10 protein-coding genes and 4 pseudogenes are annotated in these 23,608 nt (G+C 40.6%); 11 read left to right on the plus strand and 3 right to left on the minus strand.

Annotated features, from left to right (window positions below; translation table 11 throughout):
- Positions 1 to 165 precede the first annotated feature (165 nt).
- From H3Z85_08570 to H3Z85_08620, 11 genes and pseudogenes are all read left to right on the plus strand, one after another.
- Positions 166 to 1,459, plus strand: a pseudogene (locus H3Z85_08570) (MFS transporter).
- A 94-nt stretch (positions 1,460 to 1,553) separates the two neighbouring features.
- Positions 1,554 to 2,525: a glycoside hydrolase family 130 protein gene (locus tag H3Z85_08575; protein ID QPQ53372.1), complete on the plus strand. Its 972-nt coding sequence runs from the start codon at positions 1,554 to 1,556 to the stop codon at positions 2,523 to 2,525.
- 116 nt (positions 2,526 to 2,641) lie between these two features.
- On the plus strand, positions 2,642 to 4,873 hold the full coding sequence (locus H3Z85_08580) for a glycoside hydrolase family 92 protein (GenBank protein QPQ53373.1): 2,232 nt from the start codon (positions 2,642 to 2,644) through the stop codon (positions 4,871 to 4,873).
- A gap of 33 nt (positions 4,874 to 4,906) precedes the next feature.
- Positions 4,907 to 6,334 (plus strand): glycoside hydrolase family 125 protein, encoded by a 1,428-nt coding sequence (locus tag H3Z85_08585; GenBank protein ID QPQ53374.1) that lies wholly within the window; start codon positions 4,907 to 4,909, stop codon positions 6,332 to 6,334.
- A 183-nt stretch (positions 6,335 to 6,517) separates the two neighbouring features.
- The gene (locus tag H3Z85_08590) at positions 6,518 to 8,668 is read left to right on the plus strand and encodes a T9SS type A sorting domain-containing protein (protein QPQ53375.1); all 2,151 of its coding nucleotides are present in this window, start codon (positions 6,518 to 6,520) and stop codon (positions 8,666 to 8,668) included.
- Between the two features lie 57 nt (positions 8,669 to 8,725).
- On the plus strand, positions 8,726 to 11,143 hold the full coding sequence (locus H3Z85_08595; GenBank protein ID QPQ53376.1) for a T9SS type A sorting domain-containing protein: 2,418 nt from the start codon (positions 8,726 to 8,728) through the stop codon (positions 11,141 to 11,143).
- Between the two features lie 120 nt (positions 11,144 to 11,263).
- Positions 11,264 to 12,124: an ROK family protein gene (locus H3Z85_08600; protein QPQ53377.1), complete on the plus strand. Its 861-nt coding sequence runs from the start codon at positions 11,264 to 11,266 to the stop codon at positions 12,122 to 12,124.
- Between the two features lie 20 nt (positions 12,125 to 12,144).
- Positions 12,145 to 14,423: pseudogene (locus H3Z85_08605) on the plus strand (glycoside hydrolase family 92 protein).
- Between the two features lie 28 nt (positions 14,424 to 14,451).
- Positions 14,452 to 14,949 (plus strand): phosphoheptose isomerase, encoded by a 498-nt coding sequence (locus H3Z85_08610; GenBank protein ID QPQ53378.1) that lies wholly within the window; start codon positions 14,452 to 14,454, stop codon positions 14,947 to 14,949.
- Between the two features lie 200 nt (positions 14,950 to 15,149).
- Positions 15,150 to 17,261, plus strand: a complete 2,112-nt coding sequence (locus tag H3Z85_08615) for a glycoside hydrolase family 97 protein (protein QPQ53379.1) — start codon at positions 15,150 to 15,152, stop codon at positions 17,259 to 17,261.
- Complete coding sequence (locus H3Z85_08620; protein ID QPQ53861.1) at positions 17,261 to 19,297, plus strand: glycoside hydrolase family 65 protein; 2,037 nt, start codon at positions 17,261 to 17,263, stop codon at positions 19,295 to 19,297. Before H3Z85_08615 ends, H3Z85_08620 begins: the two co-directional genes overlap by 1 nt.
- A gap of 226 nt (positions 19,298 to 19,523) precedes the next feature.
- Here the strand turns inward: H3Z85_08620 and H3Z85_08625 are convergent.
- From H3Z85_08625 to H3Z85_08635, 3 genes and pseudogenes are all read right to left on the minus strand, one after another.
- Positions 19,524 to 20,887 (minus strand): annotated as a pseudogene (locus H3Z85_08625) (sugar porter family MFS transporter).
- 5 nt (positions 20,888 to 20,892) lie between these two features.
- Positions 20,893 to 22,645 (minus strand): annotated as a pseudogene (locus tag H3Z85_08630) (class I mannose-6-phosphate isomerase).
- Between the two features lie 9 nt (positions 22,646 to 22,654).
- Positions 22,655 to 23,593, minus strand: coding sequence for an ROK family protein (locus H3Z85_08635; GenBank protein QPQ53380.1), 939 nt, complete (start codon positions 23,591 to 23,593; stop codon positions 22,655 to 22,657).
- Between the last annotated feature and the right edge of the window lie 15 nt (positions 23,594 to 23,608).

Here is a 23,608-nt window from a genome sequence, read left to right on the forward strand (position 1 = left end):
AATTAAGTTAATTAAAAATCAATAAAAATATAAAAAACTAAAAATGTTCGTGGGTTTTAGACTCTTTCAGGTGGAAATGATGATGTGTCATTCTAAATTTTTCACTCTCTTTCATTAAGTCCGGAATAACATTTTGGAAACTTTTTAATATTTTTTAATTTCAATATGGGAAAAAACAACTCAGGAAACCGTCTGGTAAACCCAATCCTTTGGATATCGACGTTGTATTTTGCAATGGGAATGCCCTTTGTAACCATCAATGCCGTTTCCGGAATTATGTACAAGGATATGGGAATTTCAGATTCTCAGATTACATTCTGGACGGCACTTATTATGTTGTCATGGACATTGAAGCCGCTTTGGAGCCCCTTCCTGGAGATTTACAAAACCAAGAAATTTTTCGTTGTTTTTACTCAGTTTGCCATAGGGATTTTATTCGCTCTGGTCGCCTTGAGCCTTCCTTTACCGGGATTTTTTAAGTATAGCATTGCTCTTTTTGCCGTCATTGCTTTTTGTGGAGCCACTCATGATATTGTTGCCGATGGAACGTACATCAGTTTTCTTACCAATAAGGAACAGGCAAAATATATCGGCTGGCAGGGCGCATTTTACAACCTGGCAAAGATTATCAGCAGTGGAGCACTGGTCTATTTTGCAGGAGTGCTTGAAAAAACAAAAGGAGTTACTCACGCATGGATGATCATCATGGCAATTTATGCAGTAGTATTTTTTGCTTTAGCGATGTATCATTCATGGATTTTACCGAAAGAAAATAATGAAGAACAAAAAGTATTGAAAACAGCCGGAAATATCCGAAAGGAACTTCTGGAAGTTATCACTTCATTTTTTACAAAACCTAAAATCTTGTGGTGTATCCTGTTCATCATTTTATACCGTTTTGCAGAAGGTTTTGCCATCAAAATTGCCCCGTTGTTTTTTAAAGCGCCGAGGTCTTCAGGTGGATTAGGATTATCTACATCAGATATCGGATTGATTTACGGGACGTACGGCTCAGCGGCATTTATTCTGGGATCTGTATTAGCGGGCTATTTTATTTCTGCCCGCGGACTCAAAAAAATCGTTGATATGGCTGTGTTGTGCTTTCAATATTCCGTTTGTGGTGTATGCCTTATTGGCGCATTATCAACCGGCAGATCTTATGCCTGTGGCGGTAGCCGTCGTGGTAGAATATTTCGGGTACGGCTTTGGTTTCGTAGGTCTGATGTTGTACATGATGCAGCAGATTGCACCCGGAAAACATAAAACAGCCCACTATGCATTTGCAACCGGTATTATGAATCTCGGAGTGATGATTCCGGGAATGTTCAGCGGGATGATCAGCGACTGGGTAGGATACAAAATCTTTTTTATCTGGGTTTTAATCGCTACGATTCCTGCATTTTTGGTTACCCTGTTTGTTCCATTCCCTTATACAGAAAATAAAGAAGAACGTAGGTAGCCTACACTAAACCTCACAGGCTTTCAAAACATGTTAGGTTTAAAATAACACAATCAATTAGTAAACAATTAAAATAAAAAAGTAAAAATACTTTATGACAGCTCAATCAGTAATGATCCCATGGCAGGATCGCCCGGAAGGTAGCAATGATATCATGTGGAGGTTTTCCGAAAACCCGATCATTAACAGATATGCAATACCTACTTCCAACAGTATATTCAACAGTGCGGTGATCCCTTTTGAAGAAGGATTTGCAGGAGTGTTCCGTTGTGACAACAAAGCGGTTCAGATGAATATTTTTGCAGGTTTCAGTAAAGACGGAATCCATTGGGATATCAATCATGATCCTATTGAAATGAAGGCCGGAAATACAGACATGATCGAATCTGATTATAAATATGATCCGCGGGTGACCTTTATCGAAGACCGTTACTGGATCACCTGGTGTAACGGATACAACGGGCCTACGATTGGAATTGGATATACCTTTGATTTTAAAGAATTTTTCCAGTGCGAAAATGCCTTTTTACCTTTCAACAGAAACGGGGTGCTTTTCCCGGAAAAGATCAACGGTAAATATGCAATGCTGAGCCGTCCGAGTGATAACGGCCATACCCCTTTCGGAGATATCTACATCAGCTACAGCCCTGATATGAAATACTGGGGAGAGCATCGTTGCGTAATGAAAGTCACCCCATTTGAAGACAGCGCATGGCAATGTACAAAAATTGGGGGCGGGCCGGTTCCTATTAAAACAGAAGAAGGATGGCTGTTATTTTACCATGGCGTAATCAATACCTGCAGAGGATTCAGATATTCAATGGGGGCAGCGTTGCTTGATCTTGAAGATCCTACGAAAGTATTATACAGAACCAAGCCTTATCTATTGGCTCCGGCAGAATTGTATGAACTTACGGGAGATGTTCCGAATGTTGTTTTCCCTTGTGCAGCACTGACAGAAGGTGATAAAGTAACGGTGTACTATGGTGCTGCCGATACGGTAGTGGCTATTGCATTCGGATATATTTCAGAAATTATTGATTTCATGAAAAAGAACTCAATCTAAAGAATATGAAGTTTTTAAATATGGAAATTAGCTTAATTCCCTTTATTATTGGGATTTTTGTAATGGTTTTCCTATTTTTAAACCAACTTTTAAATTAAATCCTGATACCTTTGATCATGAAGAAAGAATTGCTTATCTGTTTTTTTACGGCCCTGGTTTCGATGACCAACGCCCAGCAAAATAAAAATGATGTGTTATCCTGGGTAGACCCGTTTATTGGAACCGGCGGGCATGGACACACATTTCCGGGGGCTACCACGCCTTTCGGAATGATTCAGCTGAGTCCGGATCAGAATACCAAAAGTGGTGACTGGGACTGGTGTTCCGGGTATCATTACAGCAGCAAGACGATCATGGGATTCAGTCACAATCACCTGAGCGGAACCGGTTGGGCAGATCTCGGAGATATTCTGGTAATGCCTACTGTAGGCCAGGTGAAGATGGTTCCGGGTACAGAAGCCAATCCTGACACGGGATACCGTTCAACATTCAGTCATGAAAAAGAAACCGCTTCGCCGGGGTATTATTCCGTAATGCTCGACAGTTATGGAATTAAAGCAGAACTGACGGCCTCTCCAAGAGTAGGTTTTCATAAATATACATTTCCAAAAACTGAAGAAGCGAATATCATTATCGACCCTACCAATAAAATCTTTGGAAATATCTACCACACTCTGGTAAGCGTAGAAGGGAATAATAAGATTAAAGGCTATTGCTACAGCAACGGATGGGGCGGAAAACGATTTGCCTATTTTGTGATGGAATTTTCAAAACCTTTCAAATCTTACGGAGTCTATGCTGAAGGGAAAATAAAAAACAATGAAAAGATTGCTCTTGCCAAAGATGCGAAAGCTTTTGTAAGATTTGCTACAGAGAACAATGAAAGCATCGAAGTAAAAGTGTCTTTATCTCCTGTAAGCACGGAAAATGCTCAGGAAAACTTTGACACCGAAGCTAAGAATGTCAATTTCGCTCAGGCTAAAGAGACCGCACAGAGTACCTGGAGAGACCTTATCGGAAGATTTCAGGTGACAGGAGGTACAGACAGTCAGAGAAAAATTTTCTACACCGGAGTTTACCATACATTCATTGCACCTAATTTATATATGGATGCCAACGGAGACTACGTGGCTGCTCAGGAAAATATGAACACCAAGTGGTTTACCAATTACAGTACCTATTCTTACTGGGACGGGTTTAGGGCAACACATCCGCTATTGACCATCATGGATCAGAAGCATACCAAGGAATTTGCCAATTCTTTAATCAGCAGATATACAGATCGTAAAGACCATATGCCGATCTGGGAACTTTGTGGCTACGATAACTTCTGTATGTTGGGATATCACAGTGTATCCGTAATCTGGGATGCCATTTCAAAAGGAGTGCCGGGAATTGATGCTGAAAAAGCATTTGCCGCGATGAAAGATGCTTCTTTAACTGACAAAATGAGCAGTAGCGATGGGGGCGGAGGTTTAAATGATTATATCAAATTAGGCTATACCCCTTCTGAAAACGGAGCTTCCGTCTCTGCAACATTAGAATATGCATATGACGACTGGTGTATCCTGCAGCTGGCAGAAAAACTGGGTAAAAAAGATGAAGCGGATGTATACAGAAAACGTTCAATGAACTTCCTGAATACATTCAACAAAGAAAATAATCATTTCTGGCCAAGACAAAAAGACGGGAAATTTATCCCTGATTTTACATTGAATGACTGGAAAAAATTACAGCCTCACTGGGTTTCCGGGAATATCTGGGCGTATGACTTTTTTGTTCCGCATCAGATTGATGAAATGATGAATCTGTATGGCGGTAAAAAAGGATTTGAAGAAAAACTGGATAAAACCTTTACAGAAAAACTGAACATGGAAGGGGAACAGCATGTTGATATCTCAGGATTCATCGGATCTTTAGGATTCGGAGATGAGCCGGGACATCATGTACCTTATTTGTACAACTACGCCGGAAGTCCTTACAAAACCCAGAAAATGGTGAAGTACATCCGTGATAATATGTACGCTGCAAAACCTGATGGGATTGTAAATAATGAAGATTGCGGACAAATGTCAGCATGGTATATTTTCTCTTCCTTAGGATTTTATCCTGTAACCCCGGGAAAACCTGTATATGCCATTGGAGCTCCCCAGTTCCCTAAAGCATCCCTGAAGCTGGAAAACGGAAAAACATTTACCGTGATTGCCGATAAAATTTCTGACAAGAATATCTATGTTCAGAAAATGTTCCTGAACGGAAAAGAATACAAAAGCTGGGAACTGAACCACAGCGATATTATGAATGGCGGGGAACTGAGATTTGTAATGGGAAGTAAGCCTGTAAAATAAAAGAATAAAAATAAAAACGAAATAATAGTATCAATGGAAAGGAGAAATTTTATTAAAACAAGTGCATTGGCAGGAGCCGGATTGCTGTTTACCCAAAATGTTTTTGCAAAGAATCTGATCATAGACGATTTTCCGGTTGTCCGTGTTCCGAAAGACAAAAGACATTTTACCAGTGAATCCGTAGAAAATGCGATTGCCGCTTTCAAAAAGAAAGTTAAAAATAAAGAATTATCATGGCTGTTTGAAAACTGCTTTCCGAATACTTTAGATACTACCGTTTTTTATAGTGAAGCCAATGGAAACCCTGATACCTATGTGATTACAGGAGATATTGATGCCATGTGGCTTCGTGACAGCTCTGCACAGGTATTTCCTTACCTTCAGTTCTCAAAGAAAGATGAAAAGCTTCACAAGCTAATTTCGGGGGTGATTCACAAACAGACCACTTTCATTCTGAAGGATCCGTATGCCAATGCTTTTTACAATGACGACCAGAAGATCAGCAAGTGGAAAGAATATGATCATACCGATATGAAACCGGGGATCCATGAAAGAAAATGGGAAATCGATTCATTATGCTATCCTATCCGTTTAGCATACCACTTCTGGAAAGAGACGGGAGATACAAAACCCTTTGATGCCAACTGGTTGCAGGGGATCAAACTTACTTTACAGACATTTACAGAACAGCAAAGGAAAAAAGACTTAGGTCCTTACAAATTTGAACGTACCACATCATGGGCTACAGATGGTGTTCCTATGGGAGGTTACGGATATCCGACGAAACCTGTTGGTTTGATCAGCTCGATGTTCCGTCCAAGCGATGATGCTACGATTTATGGATTTTTAATTCCGTCAAATTTATTTGCAGTCGTAAGCTTACGTCAGGCGGCAGAAATGGTTTCTCAGATTAAAAATGAAAAAGCTTTAGCCCAGCAACTGAACAGCCTTGCTGATGAGGTAGATGCTGCCATTAAGAAATATGGCGTTTACGATCACCCGGAATATGGAAAAATATATGCTTTTGAAGTTAATGGCTTTGGAAGTTATAACCTGATGGATGATGCAAATTGCCCAAGCTTGCTAGGTTTGCCTTATCTGGGGGCCGTGAAATCTGACGATCCTGTCTATGTAAACACCAGAAAATTTGTATGGTCAGAAAATAACCCGTTCTTTTTCAAAGGTAAGCTGGCGGAAGGAATCGGGGGGCCGCACATCGGACTGGATATGATCTGGCCGATGAGTATTATTATGAAAGCACTCACTTCAAAAGATAAAAGTGAGATCAGATGGTGTATAAACACCTTACAGAAAACTCATGGAGGAACAGGATTTATGCATGAATCCTTCCACAAAGACAATGACAAGAAATTCACCAGAGAATGGTTTGCCTGGTCAAATACATTATTTGGTGAACTTTTATGGAAAACCTTTAACGAGAACCCGGATTTACTGGCTTAGGTTAGGTATTTTGCAGTAGGTAACAGCATCCCTTTATTCCCGTTTTTTAGTTGAATTGTGTTACAAGGCTTTTTGCTCAGAAAGGCCTTGTAGGACTCTCATTGCTTAACTAATCCGTCTTTCCCCTTTTTCACAAAGAGAAACGACTAGATAAAACAAATCAGATAACTTAAAAAAAATTGTATGAAAAAAGCCTTTATTGCATTGATCCTATTGATCATTCACGTGGAATCTGTGCTTTACGCACAGCAGCTTAGCCCTATGGGAATCTGCTACGTAGAAGTAAATAACAACAATCTTCTCAACGCAGGGGCGTACAAGTTACAAACCTCAAACAGTTACCTCTTTAATGTCGTCAATATTTTTGCAGCGAATATTAATTATGACACCAGCCGTGGCAGGGCTTATCTGTACAGCAATAACAATGTCACCAAAGTACTGACTAACGCAGATACCTACATCAAACCCCTCCAGCAAAAAGGAATGAAAGTGGTATTAACAATCTTAGGAAACCATCAGGGAGCAGGAATCTGTAATTTTCCAACCCGTGAGGCAGCCAAAGATTTTGCATTACAATTAGCCAATACCGTCAATACCTATGGATTGGATGGAATTGATTTCGATGATGAATACTCGGAATATGGAAATAACGGAACCGGACAGCCAAATGACAGCTCTTTTGTAATGCTCGTTCAGGAGTTGAGAGCGCTGTTGCCTAATAAACTTATTACCTTTTATTACTATGGCCCCGCTGCTTCAAGACTTTCCTGGAACGGAAGCAGGGTAGGAGACAATGTCAACTACAGCTGGAATGCCAACTACGGATCATTTTCCGCACCTAATGTCCCTCCGTTGACGAAAGCTCAGATTTCTCCGGCAGCAGTTTGGTTAGGAAATACTTCTAACTCAACGACGACCAGTCTTGCCAGTCAGACCAAAACAGGAGGATATGGCTTATATCTTTGGTATGATCTGAAAGGGACCAATCAGGTATCACAACTGTCTGCAGGAACTCAAACTTTATATGGAGAACAAACCGTTTTAAGTACTCCGTTGCAATCATGGACAGCGGGAACCAATTGTGATGCACCTATCGGTTTATCTACAAGCAATCTTACAGGAACAAGTGCAAAATTAAACTGGACTGCCGTAGGAACAAGCACCTATGATATTGATTATAAAGCAGCTTCATCTACTACATGGACAAGTGTAGCAACTGCTGTTAGCGGAACTTCCGTTACGGTTTCAGGATTAACAGCAAATACAGAATATGACTGGAGAATCAGAACAAACTGTAGTGTCAAAAGTACCTATATGTTTGCTCCAAGATTTAATAGCGGAGGCGGAACAACCACCCCTACCGGTTCATATGCAGTCAGCCTTGACGGGACCAGCAAATCAGGATCAGCGGGAAATATCAGTCTAAGCGGTTCGGCATTGTCTTTTGAAGGATGGATAAAACCCGCTTCTTTCAAATCAGGATTCCCTTATATTTCAGCCATTATGGGAACAGAAGCAGGGGATGCCAATTCTGCATTTTTACGTTTGGGAGATGCCAGCTTGGCCAATAACAAACTGCAATTTGTACTCAGTATTAATAATGTACAACAAAAATTGGCCTCCAATACAGCATTAAATGCCAATACCTGGTATCATGTTGCTGCGACTTATGACGGAACAACGATGAAACTTTATATCAACGGAACACTTGACGCCAGCAAAGCTCAGACGGGAAGTGTGAGCTCAAACGGATCGTTCAACGTTGGATATCTATATGAAACCTCAAGGAATTTTAACGGAAAAATTGATGAGGTGCGTGTTTGGAAACGGGCATTAAGCCAGACGGAAATCAGCCAGAATATGTGTAATGTGAGTTTACCGGCAACATCGCTTGCAGCTTATTGGAAATTTAATGAAGGCAGCAGTTCATCTGTCCAGGATACTTCAGGAAACGAAGTGACATTGACCTTATCAGGAGCTGATGCTTCTATCTGGGCAGCAGATGTACCATGTACTACTTCCGCAGCAAGAACTTCAAAAAATACAGTAGGCCAAAAGATCATCGGTTCTGAACAAACAGGATTGAACAAACAGCTGAAACTGTACCCGAATCCTTTAGGCAGATCTTCCCAGCTTAGTATTTCTACCCCTGAAGATTACAACGGAGGGCAACTGAAAGTATACAACTTTACCGGAAGTTTGGTTGATACTCAGGTTTTAAAGAGTGGAAATCATGAATACAATCTGCAAAAGCTTCCTGCAGGAAATTATATCCTTCAGTTTGAATCTCAAAACGGAAGTGTAAAACAGACTGAAAAATTAATCATCAAATAAACAAATTCCATCATTGGGCTTCGGCCCAATGATTTTATCAAAACTAAAAAGTATACTATGAAAAAAACATCTATTCTTTCCGCCCTGGCATTACTGGGGGTTCAGACAGCTACCGTGCTTAAGGCGCAGCAGCTTAATAATCCCGTAGGGATATGTTATGTGGAGGTTAATAATAATAACATGCTGAATGCAGGTTCCTATACTTTGCAAAACAGCAATAAGCAGCTATTTGACGTTGCCATTATCTTTGCAGCGAATATCAACTATGATGTTTCCAAAAGCAGAGCTTACATCTCGAGCAATAACAATGTTACCAAAGTACTAAACGATGTGAATACTTATGTAAAACCTTTACAACAGAAAGGAATTAAAGTATTACTGGATATTCTGGGAAATCATCAGGGAGCAGGTATTTCCAATTTTCCCAACAGGGAAGCGGCCAAGGATTTTGCTTTACAGATAGCCAATACGGTATATACCTACGGTTTGGATGGAGTAGATCTCGATGATGAATATGCAGGATATGGAAATAACGGAACCGGACAGCCAAACAGCAGTTCTTTCGTCATGCTTTTACAGGAATTGAAGGCAGCTATGCCTGATAAACTGATCACTTTCTATTATTTAGGACCTGCAACAAGCAGACAGAGCTATAACGGAGATGCAGCAGGAAATTATATAGACTACAGCTGGAATCCATATTACGGAACTTACAGCGCTCCTAATGTACCGCCACTTACTAAATCTAAACTTTCTCCTGCAGCAACCTGGATTCAGAACACAAACCCTCAGTCTACTTCTACGGCTACCCTTACCACATTGGCTACCAACACCAAAAACGACGGGTATGGAGTATTTATGTGGTATGATCTGGGAGGAACCAATGTTGCCAGTTATCTGAGTACAGGATCCAATATTCTTTATAATGAAAATACACAACTTACCGGTCAGCTATACTCATGGTCTCAGGGAGTAGCTTGTGATCCGCCATTAGGACTCGAAGTAACAAATGTAACGGGAACCTCTGCCAAGTTAAACTGGACTTCCAACGGTTCCCAGACATATAATATCGATTATAAGCCGGCCAATTCTACAACTTGGGTAAGCGCAGGAACCAATTATTCAGGAAGTAATATTGTGATCAGTAATCTGAGCCTGAATACAGACTACGACTGGAGAATTCAATCCAACTGTTCTTCAACACTGACGAGTACGTATCTTTTTGCTCCGAGATTCAATTCAGGGAACGGATGTGCAACACCTGCCGGTCTCGTATCAGGAAGCAATCTGGGAACAACTACTCAATTATCATGGGAGGCCACAGGTGCTCCTGCCTATAATTTACAGTATAAGACAACAACAGCTACAAACTGGACAGATGTTCCGGCTGTTTCCACCAATACCTACACCCTTCAGAATCTTTCACCAAACACTGCGTATCAATGGAAAGTACAATCGGTATGCAACGGTGGAACGGTAAGCACCTATTCCGCGGAAAATACATTTAACAGTGGCTTTGCCCCGGTAACCAGCCCCGGTTCAAGATCGCTGTCCTTTAACGGAAGTACCAATTATCTTAATGCCGGTCAATTTAATTTAAGCGGAAATGCAATGACATTTGAAGGTTGGGTAAAAGTGAATGCCTTCAAAACAGGATTCCCATACATCACTTCCGTAGTGGGAATTGAAGTAGGAGATAATAATTCTGCGATATTGCGATTTGGAGATGGAAACCTTGCCAACAATAAGCTGCAGTTTATATTGAGTTTCGGGTCTTCACAGGTGAAACTGAACAGTAATTCAACATTTAATACCAATACATGGTATCATGTGGCAGCTACTTATGACGGATCTTCCATGAAAATGTATATCAATGGAAATCTGGATGCTAGCGTGCCTACAACCGGAAACTTTACCGCGAACGGTATTTTGTACCTGGGAAGAAACTATGATAATTCCCGTACACTGAACGGAAACCTGGATGAATTCAGGGTTTGGAAAAGAGCATTAACAGCACAGGAGATCACAGATAATAAATGTAACGTTGCACCTACCTCCACAGCATTGGAAGCCAATTGGAAAATGGATGAAGGAAGTGGAAACGGGGCTCTGGATGCAACGGCGAACACCCATTTTGCAACATTGACGAATATGTCAGACTCCAACTGGAGCACAGATGTAGCCTGCAATGCTTCTTTATCTGTAGAAGACTTAAAAGGACTTGCCAGCGGGAAAGAAAGCAGTGTTTATCCTAACCCTGTTAAAAAAGGAAGTGATATTCACTTTAAAATTGAAAATAATTCAGCAAGTGAAATATCTTTGTATGATATTTCCGGAAAATTGTTGAAAAAACAGCAAATTAATAAAAATATTAATAGAGTGAATACCCAGGATTTATCCCGTGGTGCCTATATTTATAAAATTATTTCAGCAGACAGACATCTATTGTCATCAGGAAAGATTATTGTGGAGTAAACCTGTGGTTTGCCGGAATATATAAGTAGAATTAATTTTGAGATTTGAGACCGGCAGGCAGGTTTTTTCTTGTCTGTTTGTTTTCAGTCTGAGAATAGTGAGTAAATAAATTAGAAAATAATGCAAAACATACTGGGGATAGATATTGGAGGCTCCCATATTACATTGGCTCAGGTAGATCCTGAAAAACGTGAAATCATTTCTTCAACCTATGTAAGGGAACATGTGGATTCTTATGAAAAAAAAGAAACAATTTTTTCTGCGTGGGTTGCTGCGATAGAAAAAGCTTCCCATGATTTGAAAAGAGAAGATCTTCTCATAGGAATTGCAATGCCGGGACCTTTCGATTATGAAAACGGAATTGCCTTGATGCTGCACGGGAAATTTCTTGACATTTACAACGTAAACATCAAAGAAGAGCTGGCAAAACGTTTGTCGATTTCCCTCGATCAGATTCATTTTGTAAATGATGCAGCCGCTTTTATGGAAGGAGAAGTTTTCGGAGGCTGTGTGCAGGACTATACACGGATTTTTGGAGTAACGTTGGGAACAGGATTTGGAACCACCTTTTATAATGGAGAAACAGCTACCGATGAAGATCTTTGGGATGCTCCGTTCAGGGATTCTATTTTTGAAGACTTTATGGCGACACGTTGGTTTGTAAACCGTTACGAAGAATTAACAGGTGAAAAAATTTCAGGAACTAAAGAACTGCTTGAAAAACCGCAGGACATTCAGAATATGATGTTTGAGGAGTATGCAGATACCTTTTCACAGTTTATTGTGCAGCATGTCAGCAAATATCAGCCGGAAGTTTTAGTTATAGGAGGTAATATTGCCAAAGCATATCCTCATTTTGAAGCAAAATTTAAGGAGAATCTCTCCGCAAATCATATTAACCTGCCCGTGAAAATCTCTGCAATCTTTGAAGATGCAGCCATTTTGGGAGCGGCCAGCTATGCTCTGAAAAAAGCAAAATAAATTAAAAACGAAACGATACAATGAAGTCTCTATTTTCTACTTTTTTTCTTGTATTACAGGCCTGGGCCTTCGGTCAGAACATGTCTCCCGTAGATTATGTGAATCCGTTGATGGGAACCCAGTCCAAACCTTCTTTATCCAACGGAAATACCTATCCTGCAGTGGGACTTCCATGGGGAATGAATATCTGGACTCCCCAGACCGGTAAAATGGGTGACGGATGGGCGTATACCTATGATGCAGATAAAATTAAAGGATTTAAACAAACCCATCAACCTTCTCCCTGGATGAACGATTACGGCGCTTTTGCCATGATGCCCGGAGTAGGTAAATTGAAATTTAAAGAAGATGAACGGGCAAGCTGGTTCAGTCATAAAGCTGAGGTATCAACACCTTATTTTTATAGTGTGTATCTGGCAGATATCAATGTAACTACTGAATTTACGCCAACAGAAAGAGCCTCTTTCTTTAAGTTTGATTTTCCCAAAACAGACAGTGCCTATGTGGTCATTGATGCCTTAAACAAAGGTTCATACATTAAGATTTTACCTAAAGAAAGAAAAATCCTGGGCTATACTACCCGATATTCAACCGGGAAATATGAAAATTTTAAAAACTACTTTGTTATTCAGTTTGATAAAGATTTTGAGCTGACAAGAACATGGAAAGACAATCAGCTGATCAACGGCCAGTTGGAGGTAACCAGCGACCATACCGGTGCGGTTGTAGGTTTTAAACTTAAAAATAAAGAAGTGGTTTACGCTAAAGTAGCTTCCTCATTCATTAGTTTTGAACAGGCAGAGCTGAACCTTACAAGAGAAATCGGTAACAGAAATTTCGAACAGGTAAAGACAGATGCCAAAAATATCTGGAATAAAACCCTTGGAAAATTAGAAGTAAAAGGAGGAACAGACCAGCAGATGAGAACTTTCTATTCTTCGTTGTACAGAACCTTGTTTTTTCCACAAAAATTATATGAAATTGATGCACGGAATAAAATAAAACACTGGAGCCCGTACAACGGTAAAATCGCTGACGGAAGAATGTTTGCCGGGACAGGTTTCTGGGATACTTTCCGAGCTTTATATCCGTTCTTAAATCTCGTGTATCCAAGTATTAACGTGGAAATGCAGGAAGGTCTGGCAAATGCATACAAAGAAGGCGGTTTCTTGCCGGAATGGAGCAGCCCCGGATATTCTGATATTATGATTGGGAATAATTCGGCTTCCGTAGTGGCAGATGCTTATATCAAAGGACTTCGGGGATATGATGTAGAAACGTTATGGCAGGCGGTAAAACATGGTGCCGATAATGAAGGTCCTATTGAAGCAGTAGGGCGTGCAGGAGTGCAATATTACAATACATTGGGCTACGTTCCGTATGATGTGAAAATCAATGAAAATGCTGCCAGAACACTGGAATATGCCTATGATGATTTTTCTATTTACCAATTGGGGAAAGCTTTAGGAAAACCTGCTTCAGAAATTGATATTTACAAAAAAGAGCGTATAATTACAAAAATGTGTTTGACAAAGAAACAGGTTTAATGCGCGGTAAGAATAAAGACGGGAATTTCCAGAAACCTTTCAATCCTTTTAAATGGGGCGATGCCTTTACAGAAGGAAACAGCTGGCATTATACGTGGTCTGTATTCCAGGATATTGACGGACTGGCAGAATTGATGGGAGGTAAAAAGAAGTTTGAAGCCAAACTGGATGAGGTATTTTCACTTCCTCCTGTTTTTGATGACAGCTATTACGGCGGAGTAATTCATGAGATCAGAGAAATGCAGATCATGAATATGGGGCAGTATGCTCACGGAAACCAGCCGATACAGCATATGATTTATCTTTATAATTATGCCGGAGCTCCGTATAAAACACAATACTGGACAAGACAGGTGATGAATAAACTCTATATGGCTACACCTGACGGATATTGTGGAGATGAAGATAACGGGCAGACTTCTGCGTGGTATGTTTTCTCAGCCCTGGGATTCTATCCGGTGACACCGGCTACGGATCAGTATGTACTGGGAGCACCATTATTCAAGGAAACAACCATTCACCTTGAAAACGGAAAGAAAATTGAAATCAAAGCACCGGAAAACAATGCTGATAATCTGTATGTAAAATCACTGAACGTAAACCAACAGCCTTATTCCAAAAACTGGTTAAGCCATCAGGAGCTGATGAAAGGAGCTGTTCTTGATTTTACAATGGATAACAAACCGAACAAAGAAAGGGGGTCACAGGAAAAAGATTTTCCTTATTCAATGTCAAAAGAACAATCGAAATAAAATAATTTAACACTTAGAAATAAACTGTATGAGTACAGAAAAGAAAGAAATATTCGAGAGAGTAGAAGAGATGCTTGGAGCACAGGGATTTACTATTGCAGCAAAAGATGATACAAGACCCTGGGGAGGATTTTTTGTGATTGATGAAAATCAGGCTCAGGATTTTGCCAACCAGTATTTTGACGGGATTGATGTGGAAAACTTAAGAATAGGAGGAAAACTAAGTCCGAAAATTCTTATTGTTGCTCCACAGGCGAGATTAAGCTGGCAGTATCACCACAGAAGAGCCGAGATCTGGCAGGTTGTGGAAGGTACCGTAGGAATCAAAAGAAGCAATACCGATGACGAGGGTGAAGTAGCAGAATACAATCCAAAAGATCAGGTAAAACTTCAGCAGGGAGAGAGACACCGTTTAATCGGTCTTGATGGCTGGGGAATTGTTGCTGAAATCTGGCAGCATACCGATGCTTCCCATCCTTCCGATGAGGATGATATCGTTCGTGTACAGGATGATTTCGGAAGATAACTTACAATAAAGCATTCACATTTCTTCCCTTCACCAATTCTGAGGGGAAGAGTGTAATGTCACCAGCCTTTTTCGGATTCAATATTTCTAAAGCGACCTTTCTTTCACAGTTGCACCCTGATTCTGAACTTATCATTTGCGCTCATCATTTTTATATGGCGCAATGAATTTCTTTTTAATAATTAAAATAGCTGAAGATCATGATAAAAAATATGCTGTCACTCTGTATATCTGTTGTATGCGGAATCATTATACACGCCCAATCATTCGAATCGCCCAATGGTAAACTGCAACTGAATTTTACCATCAAAGAAGAAGGAAGCCCGTATTATACGCTTCAATATAAAGGGAAACCCGTTGTGAAGGATAGTAAACTGGGATTTATTTTAAAACCTTCCACCTCTTATTTTTCAGGATTTAAAGTGGAAAATATCAGCTATACTTCTGAAAATACTAGCTGGAAAACCGTTTGGGGACCGAACAAAGAAGTAAACGATCATTATAAAGAAATGCTCGTTCATCTCGTGCAAAATAAAACAGGCTGGAAACTGGATATCAGGTTCAGACTTTTTGATGACGGATTGGGCTTCAGATATGAGTTTCCTGTTCAGCCTGACTTGAGACATTTTACGATCAGCAATGAGCTCACCTCCTTCAATCTGGCCAAAGATTATAAAGCATTCTGGATTCCCGCAGATTATGATACCAATGAATTTCCGGTAACGACTTCAACATTATCCCAAATTTCAGGATTAATTGATGAAGTAAGAAAAGAACCGTTGGCAGCCAAAGCTCCAAGTACAAGTTTAGCAGTACAAACGCCTTTGATGCTGAAATCTCAAGATGGAATTTATATCAACATCCATGAAGCTGCACTAGTTAACTTTCCGGCGATGACTCTTAACCTTGATGATAAAAACTTTATTCTTTCTTCCAATCTTACACCCGATAAAAACGGCGACAGGGGATTTATTCAAACCGGTTCGATAAGTCCGTGGCGTACCATGATCATCAGTGATGATGCAAAAGAAATATTGTCTTCCAACCTCATTGTTAACCTTAATGAGCCCAGCAAAATAAAGGATACTTCCTGGATAAAACCTACGAAATATGTAGGTGTATGGTGGGAATATTTTACTGGCGGTGGTTCTACGTGGGCCTACTCTGACAATCAGGACATCAGAATTGGGGAAACAGATTATAAAACACTGAAACCGAACGGCAGACATGGTGCCAACACAAAACATGTAAAAGAATATATTGACTTTGCCGCAGCGAACGGATTTGATGCTGTCCTGGTAGAAGGCTGGAATGAAGGCTGGGAAGATAACCAGGCGTACAGAAAAGAACACATTTACAACTTTACCAAAGCATACCCGGATTTTGATGTGAAAGAACTCCAGGCGTATGCAAACAACAAAAATGTAAAAATCATCATGCATCACGAAAGCACTTCTTCAGTGGTGGATTATGAAAGACAATTAAAGGATGCTTTCAAATTTATGAAGGAAAACGGATATGATGCTGTAAAAACAGGATATGTAGGACCAATTATTCCCCGGAGTGAATATCATGACGGGCAATGGATGGTTAACCATTACAGATATGTTGCTGAAACCGCAGCCCAGTACCGGATCATGGTCAATTCCCACGAAGCAGTACGACCTACCGGATTGCACAGAACATATCCCAACTGGATTGCCCAGGAGTCAGCGAGAGGAACTGAATTTGAATCCTTCAACGGAAATAAACCGGATCATACCACAATTCTACCTTTTACCCGATCGATCGGCGGTCCTATGGATTATACGCCGGGAATATTTGAAGGTGATCTTTCTGTATACGGAAACAATAAAGCGAAATTAAGCACAACGCTGACCAAGCAGCTTGCTCTTTACATTACGATGTACAGTCCCCTACAAATGGCAGCAGACCTTATTGAAAATTATAAAAAATATCCTGATGCTTTTCAGTTTATCAAAGATGTGGCAGTAGACTGGGATTCATCCTACATTCTTGAAGCAGAGCCGGGAGATTATGTGACTATTGCAAGAAAAGCTAAGAATAAAAATGAATGGTTTGTCGGAAGTGTCACCGATGAAAATCCAAGGGAAGCTACGGTAGACTTATCATTCCTTCCTAAAGGTCAGAAATTTGAAGCCATTATTTATAAAGATGGAAAAAATGCGAGCTGGAATCACAACCCGAAAAGCTATGAAATTTCCGGACAAAAGGTAAAATCAAGTGATAAACTTACAATAAAAGTAGCTCCGGGAGGAGGATTTGCCATCAGTATAAAACCAATATTATGATGAAAAAAGGACTGGCGGTTTTAAGTCTATGCTTCACCGGTATTTTCGGAATTTGTCTGGCACAGGATCCATGGGGAATTAAAACAGGGAATATTAACCCGGATCATTACACCGGTGTGACGGTTTCCAACGGAATGATAGGAATGATTTCCTCACCGGAACCTTTGAAAGCGGGAAATGTTATTCTGGCCGGAGTATATGATCAGTATGGAAGAGGAAGAACCAGTAATTTTCTTTCCAATTTTAATGTGCTCGATTGTAATCTTGTTATCGACTGGAAAGAAATTAATCGTAAAAATATTTCCAATTATACCCAACATATCAATTTTAAAACAGCCACTTTTTCCGGTTCATTCGATTATGCAGACATAGCCTCTGTAGAATACCGATATACAGCGTTGAGACATCTTCCCAATAATGTAATTCTTACCGTGACCATACATCCTAAAAAGGAGCTTTCATTCGTTGCAGAAAGTAATCTTAAAACACCACAGGGATTTCTGCCCCTTCAACAGAATTATAACGAAGTAAGCCCTCCGCATGCCACAATACCTCTCTTAACCTCGGTAGCAAAAAGTCCGACAGGAGCTCTTACGATGGCAGCAAGCACCACATTTGTATTTCCTGACGAACAATATAACCAGCCAAAAGTTTCACATGAAATGCGTGACAGCGACGCTCATCTGATGAAATTCGTGAAAAAATTAAAAAACTCAGAAGTCTATACTTTTTCTTTGATAGGTTCTCTTGTATCCTCTTCCCAGGTTCAGGATCCATACAATACGGTGGAAAGATTAAGTATCTACGCCAATTTGCAAAATCCGGCTCAACTGTATAAAAAGCATGAAGAAGAATGGAAGAACTTGTGGAAAGGCGATATTGAAATAGAAGGGGATGCACAGGCTCAACAGGACGTCCATAATATGCTGTACCATCTGTATTCCTTTTCAAGAGAAGGGTCAGATTACTCCCTATCTCCGGCCGGATTGAGCGGAACCGGCTATAACGGGCATGTTTTCTGGGATACGGAAATGTTTATGTTCAAACCTTTGTTGTTTTTCCATCCTGAAATTGCAAAAGGACTTGTAAACTATCGTTTTAACAGGCTGAAGGCTGCCAAAACAAATGCTATGATGCATGGATATAAAGGGGCAATGTTTCCCTGGGAAAGTGCAGTTTCAGGAGAAGAAGAAACCCCGGTCTGGGCATTGTCAGGGACATATGAGCATCATATTACCGGAGATGTTGCTTTTGCAGCCTGGAACTATTATCTCATGACTAAAGATCTGCAGTGGCTAAAAGAAAAAGGCTGGCCTCTTCTAAGTGAAACAGCAACGTTCTGGCAATCCCGCGTAGAAAAAGTGGGGAACAGATATCACATTAAAAATGTAGTCGCTGCCGATGAATGGGCAGAGAATGTTGATAACAATGCGTACACCAATGCCATTGCAAAACAAAATTTCAGGTTTGCCAATGATGCTGCCCAGTTACTTAATATACCTTTCAATAAAACCTGGCATGACATTGCAGAAAATCTGGTGTTTACGCGACTTGAAAACGGAGTGACAAAAGAACACGATACTTATAACGGAGCATCAATAAAGCAGGCGGACGTCAATTTACTGGCGTATCCGCTCAATACCATTCAGGATAAAGAACAGATCAGAAAAGATTTGAAATACTATCAGGAAAAGGTTCCCAACAAGAAAACCCCTGCGATGACCAAAGCTATTTTTGCTTTATTGTACAGCAGATTGGGAGAAGGTGAAGAGTCATATAAATGGTTTAAAGAATCTTACGAACCTAATCTTTTGCCACCATTCAGAGTTCTTGCTGAAACGGAAGAAGGAGATAATCCTTATTTTCTTACGGGTGCAGGAGGAGCATTGCAGGCTGTAATGATGGGATTTGCAGGTGTGGATATGGATGAAAAAGGTACCTTAAAATCAACTAAAAATGCTTTGCCTCCGGATTGGAAAAAGGTCACGGTAAAAGGAATCGGTACCGGAAATATAACCTTTTCAAATAGTCAGTAAATTGATAATGCATTAAACCTGCCTTGCCATCTTAATTTGGTTGTAAAGCATATGGATTTACGAAAAACAGCAATAGGAGCGGGCTTTAGTCCGCTTTATTATTATCTCCGAAGGAATCCGGCTTTAGCCAAAACCTATTGATTTTAATTTATTTAGCCACTAATGCATGAATCCTTTTATTCGTGCATTAGTGGCCTCCTTAATAGACGGAGACTTAGCCCGCTTTTCAATCGTTAATCCTTTCCTTCCATTCTTTTTCGATCTCTTCCAATGTTTTCCCCTTAGTTTCGGGAATCATTTTCCAGATAAAAAAGAAGGTAAAGACTGAAATGATCATATACATCCAAAATGTAAAGGCGCTTCCCACAGATCCGATGAGTACCGGAAAAGTCTGTGAGACCAGAAATACAGCCAGCCATAGAAAAAAAGTTGCCACAGACATAGCTGTAGCCCTTGCTTTTGTGGGGAATATTTCAGCGATGACCACAAAAGTAAGCGGTCCCAGCGACATTGCAAAACAAGCAATATACCCAAGTATTGCGATCAAAAGCAGATAACCTTGTTGCTGCTTGTAAAAAACAAGCCCGGTAGTAAACAGGCAAACGGCCATTCCTGTAATTCCAATGAGCAAAAGCTTTTTTCGTCCCCAATGATCTACATATTTTATGGCCACTAAAGTGAAAATGACATTGATGATTCCCACTAAAATAGTTTGCATAAATGCTGATTCTGACCCTACTCCCGTAGATTTAAAGATTTCGGGGGCATAATACATTATAGCATTAATTCCGGTGATCTGAGAAAGGACAGCCAGTGCGATACCGATAACTAATGCCCGTTTGAGTTGAGGCGTTTTTATATCAGCAAAAGAAAATGGGGTTTCGTCCCGTAAGGATTCATCGATCGATTTAAGTTCCTGCTGAGCGAGTTCATTACCGTTGATCAGACTAAGAATATCCAAGGCTTCGGTATTCCTTTTTTTGCTGCCAGCCAGCGTGGGCTTTCAGGAACCGTTAGCAGTAAAAGGATAAAAATAATGGATGGAATAGTTCCTGAGCCAAACATCCATCGCCAGCCGGTGGAAATATTCCATATTTCATCATGAATTCCGGCGATATAAGCATTGACAAAATAAATAACGAGAATCCCTGTAACAATACCCAGCTGGAAAATTGAAATTAAACGCCCTCTTATGGCTGCCGGCGCCATTTCTGAGATATACATCGGTGACAGCATAGATGCAATTCCTATTCCCATTCCTCCGATAATCCTGAATATGACGAAAATCCAAAGGTCAGGTGCAAGAGCTGTACCTATGGACGAGATGACAAACAGGATACCGGAGAGCATTAGTACTTTTTTCCGACCGACAAGATCACTGAGTTTGCCCGAATACATTGCTCCCACAATACATCCGAGCAGTGCACATGAAGCCACCCAGCCTGTCATGACATCCGAAAGCTGATAGTAAGTTTTCATAAAACCCACGGCTCCGGAAATTACTGCCGTATCATAGCCAAATAATAATCCACCCACTGAAGCTACCAGGGTTGATTTATAAATAAGCGTTGAGTGTGAAGTTGATGACATAGCGTTTATTTTAAAACTTTATGGGAAATCATCTCTGTTCGGATGCCGGCTTTAATCGTTGCGCATTCTTTTCCGGCACTTTCCCCGTGAGGAGTGATGGTGTAGGCTCCCAAATGAGCAGGAACAATAAACGTTTCTGCATAATGGATGATATAAGGTTCGAAACTATGATCAGGACTTTCTATGATCACTTCACGGCCCTCGACCAGATTCAGTACGTTAACCACACCTTCCGTATGATGAATCACTTTTTTGCTAAACCAGTGTCTCCGGGTTTCAATGAACGACATAGAATCTAATCCCGTACGTTCTTCGCGCCAGCCGTCACCTTCGTTTACGGGCTCTGTAAGATTAAGAATATGTTCCTTTGCCCATGTAGCGGTGCGATCCCATTGAATCACATTTTTTCCGTGTTCCAGGGATATCGGTCGCGGCTTTCCATCCAGCCCCATTCTTCCCCAATCCCAGAGTTTAAACGTAAAAATGTAAGGAGTGGCACTGATCTCCAATACCACAGAATCAGCCCCTGAGCAATGCACCGTTCCTGCCGGTATGGAAACATGATCGTGCTTTTGCATGGGCCATTTTTGTACGTACTGATCCGCATCAAAAGGAATAGAATTGTTTTGTGCAGCTGTGAGATCTTTCATCATACATTCCGGATCAATATTTTCTTTCAGACCAAGATAGACAAAAGAATCCTCTTTTACATCCAGCATATAATAGCTTTCATCCTGAGTATAGGTCATCCCGAATTTTTCTTTAATGTACTCTTTCAGTGGATGTACCTGCAGGCTTAAGTTGCCACCCTCCATCGTATCCAGAAAGTCGAAGCGGATAGGGAATTCATCTCCGAATCCTTCATATACCTGTTTACCGAGCAAAGCTTCCGGCTGGAAAAACACAAGATTAAGAGACGGAATTTCAACCACCTGTTCTCCAAAACCTAATAGTAAACTGTTTTCTTCAGGCACACAATCAAATCCCCATGCAAAATTGGGCTGACTTCTGTCCAGGTCACAGACTTCTTTCAGCCATTGTCCGCCCCATGGTCCCGGATCAAAAAAGGAACCACCCTGAACGGCTGGTGTACCGTTTGCTGAAGAGCTTCAGATAAAGCTGCTGTCGTTATCATTTTGGGCTGACGCGGAATGGTTGTATCTACTACAAAATGGCACTTGTTAAGAATTCTTTTTTATAACGGTCACCAACGCGCCAGTCGACGAAATAAGCATGTTTATACTGATAGGCAAAAGAATCTGTGTAGTTGGCTCTTCCAAGATTGCAGGCTGTGTTTTGTCGGAAACGTTTCTGTATTTCCCATCGGGGCATATCTGCATACAGGATAGCAGAAGGGTTTTCGCTTACTAAAGTGGCTCCCGGCCCAATAATTACTTTACATCCATGTATTTCATTCAGCTTTTGATGAAGAGCTGTTATTTTGGAAGGGTCAAAATATTCTTCCAGTTCCAATGGACTTATATAACCGAATACCGGATCATCAGTCACATACTTTTGTAACATTGCAGAGATTTCGTTCTCCGTTTTCATCACTTCGATTGTATTGATGATCAGTTCAGGCTGTAAAAATTCCTGTACTGCAGCAATTACTTCATTGATGAATACTCCCGGGTAGCATTCAATAGCAATAGTTTCAGGAGTATTTGTATTGAGTTCTTTTAAAATATCTTCCCAACCCGTGATACAGGTATGATTTTTTATCTGAATAATGGGAAATTTATTGAAATTTGATTTCATTCTTTTTGATTAATGGTTGATAAGATGAGCGATTCCAAGTAATGCTGCGGTGCGGGGGAAATTTCCTTCTTCAATTTGTACTTTTCCCCACGGTGTCCATGCGTGATTTTCAACATATTGTCTGATAAAAGGAAGAATATAAAAGTTGCTGGCCATAATACCTCCTGTAAGCACCAGAACTTCCGGATCGTAGGCATGGATGAGGTTGATGGCGCAAGCAGACCAGGCCTGCAGACTCCGGTCACGAATAGCTTCAGCCACACTGTCACCCTCTTCCGCAAGCCTGAAGATAAGTTCGTAATCAATAACCTGGGGTAAAGACAGTTTGCTGCCTGTGAAGTTTCTCTCCGCTGTTGCGATAACCGGTAGATTCCAGGTGGAGGCTTCTGTCTCTACACAGCCTTTATTCCCGCAATTACAAATGTTTCCAAGATAATTAATGACTGAATGGCCTCCCAGTATGCCGGCGGTAAAATGTTTTCCTCTCAATAACCGGCCTTCCATCACTACAGCACTTCCAATGCCGGTTCCTAAGGTCATCAGAACAATATTGTCGTACGTGTCAGCTTTGCCATATTTCCATTCTCCAATTAATGCAGACCGGGCATCATTTTCAATGGAAAAAGGGAGGTTAAAAGTCTCTAAACACCATTTTTCAAGATTTATTTCAGGGGCATCGCCAAACTTTTTATCAATGGAAAGAATTTTTTTCTGGACGCTGTCAACAATTCCCGGGGAAGCAATACCTAATCCTGAGATATCGGATTGAGTAAGGTTATGTTGAGCTAACATGATTTCTATGGTTCTCTGTATGAGAGGTAGCTTTGGAGCAAGTCCTTTTTCGGAGTCAGCATCAATCGAAATATAAGATAGAACGGTCTCTTCCTGTACAAGTCCGATTTTAATCTTTGTTCCGCCCATGTCTATGGCAATCACTGGTTTTGACATTGTCTGATTTATTTT

This window comes from Chryseobacterium indologenes, from assembly GCA_016025055.1.
GTDB lineage: Bacteria > Bacteroidota > Bacteroidia > Flavobacteriales > Weeksellaceae > Chryseobacterium > Chryseobacterium indologenes.

What these genes read in the sequence shown, in the direction of transcription:
- H3Z85_08615 (QPQ53379.1), top strand. Translation starts at nt 15,150, where the DNA reads ATGATAAAAAATATGCTGTCACTCTGTATATCTGTTGTATGCGGAATC.
- H3Z85_08580 (QPQ53373.1), top strand. Translation starts at nt 2,642, where the DNA reads ATGAAGAAAGAATTGCTTATCTGTTTTTTTACGGCCCTGGTTTCGATG.
- H3Z85_08600 (QPQ53377.1), top strand. Translation starts at nt 11,264, where the DNA reads ATGCAAAACATACTGGGGATAGATATTGGAGGCTCCCATATTACATTG.
- H3Z85_08590 (QPQ53375.1), top strand. Translation starts at nt 6,518, where the DNA reads ATGAAAAAAGCCTTTATTGCATTGATCCTATTGATCATTCACGTGGAA.
- H3Z85_08575 (QPQ53372.1), top strand. Translation starts at nt 1,554, where the DNA reads ATGACAGCTCAATCAGTAATGATCCCATGGCAGGATCGCCCGGAAGGT.
- H3Z85_08585 (QPQ53374.1), top strand. Translation starts at nt 4,907, where the DNA reads ATGGAAAGGAGAAATTTTATTAAAACAAGTGCATTGGCAGGAGCCGGA.
- H3Z85_08620 (QPQ53861.1), top strand. Translation starts at nt 17,261, where the DNA reads ATGAAAAAAGGACTGGCGGTTTTAAGTCTATGCTTCACCGGTATTTTC.
- H3Z85_08595 (QPQ53376.1), top strand. Translation starts at nt 8,726, where the DNA reads ATGAAAAAAACATCTATTCTTTCCGCCCTGGCATTACTGGGGGTTCAG.
- H3Z85_08635 (QPQ53380.1), bottom strand. Translation starts at nt 23,593, where the DNA reads ATGTCAAAACCAGTGATTGCCATAGACATGGGCGGAACAAAGATTAAA.
- H3Z85_08610 (QPQ53378.1), top strand. Translation starts at nt 14,452, where the DNA reads ATGAGTACAGAAAAGAAAGAAATATTCGAGAGAGTAGAAGAGATGCTT.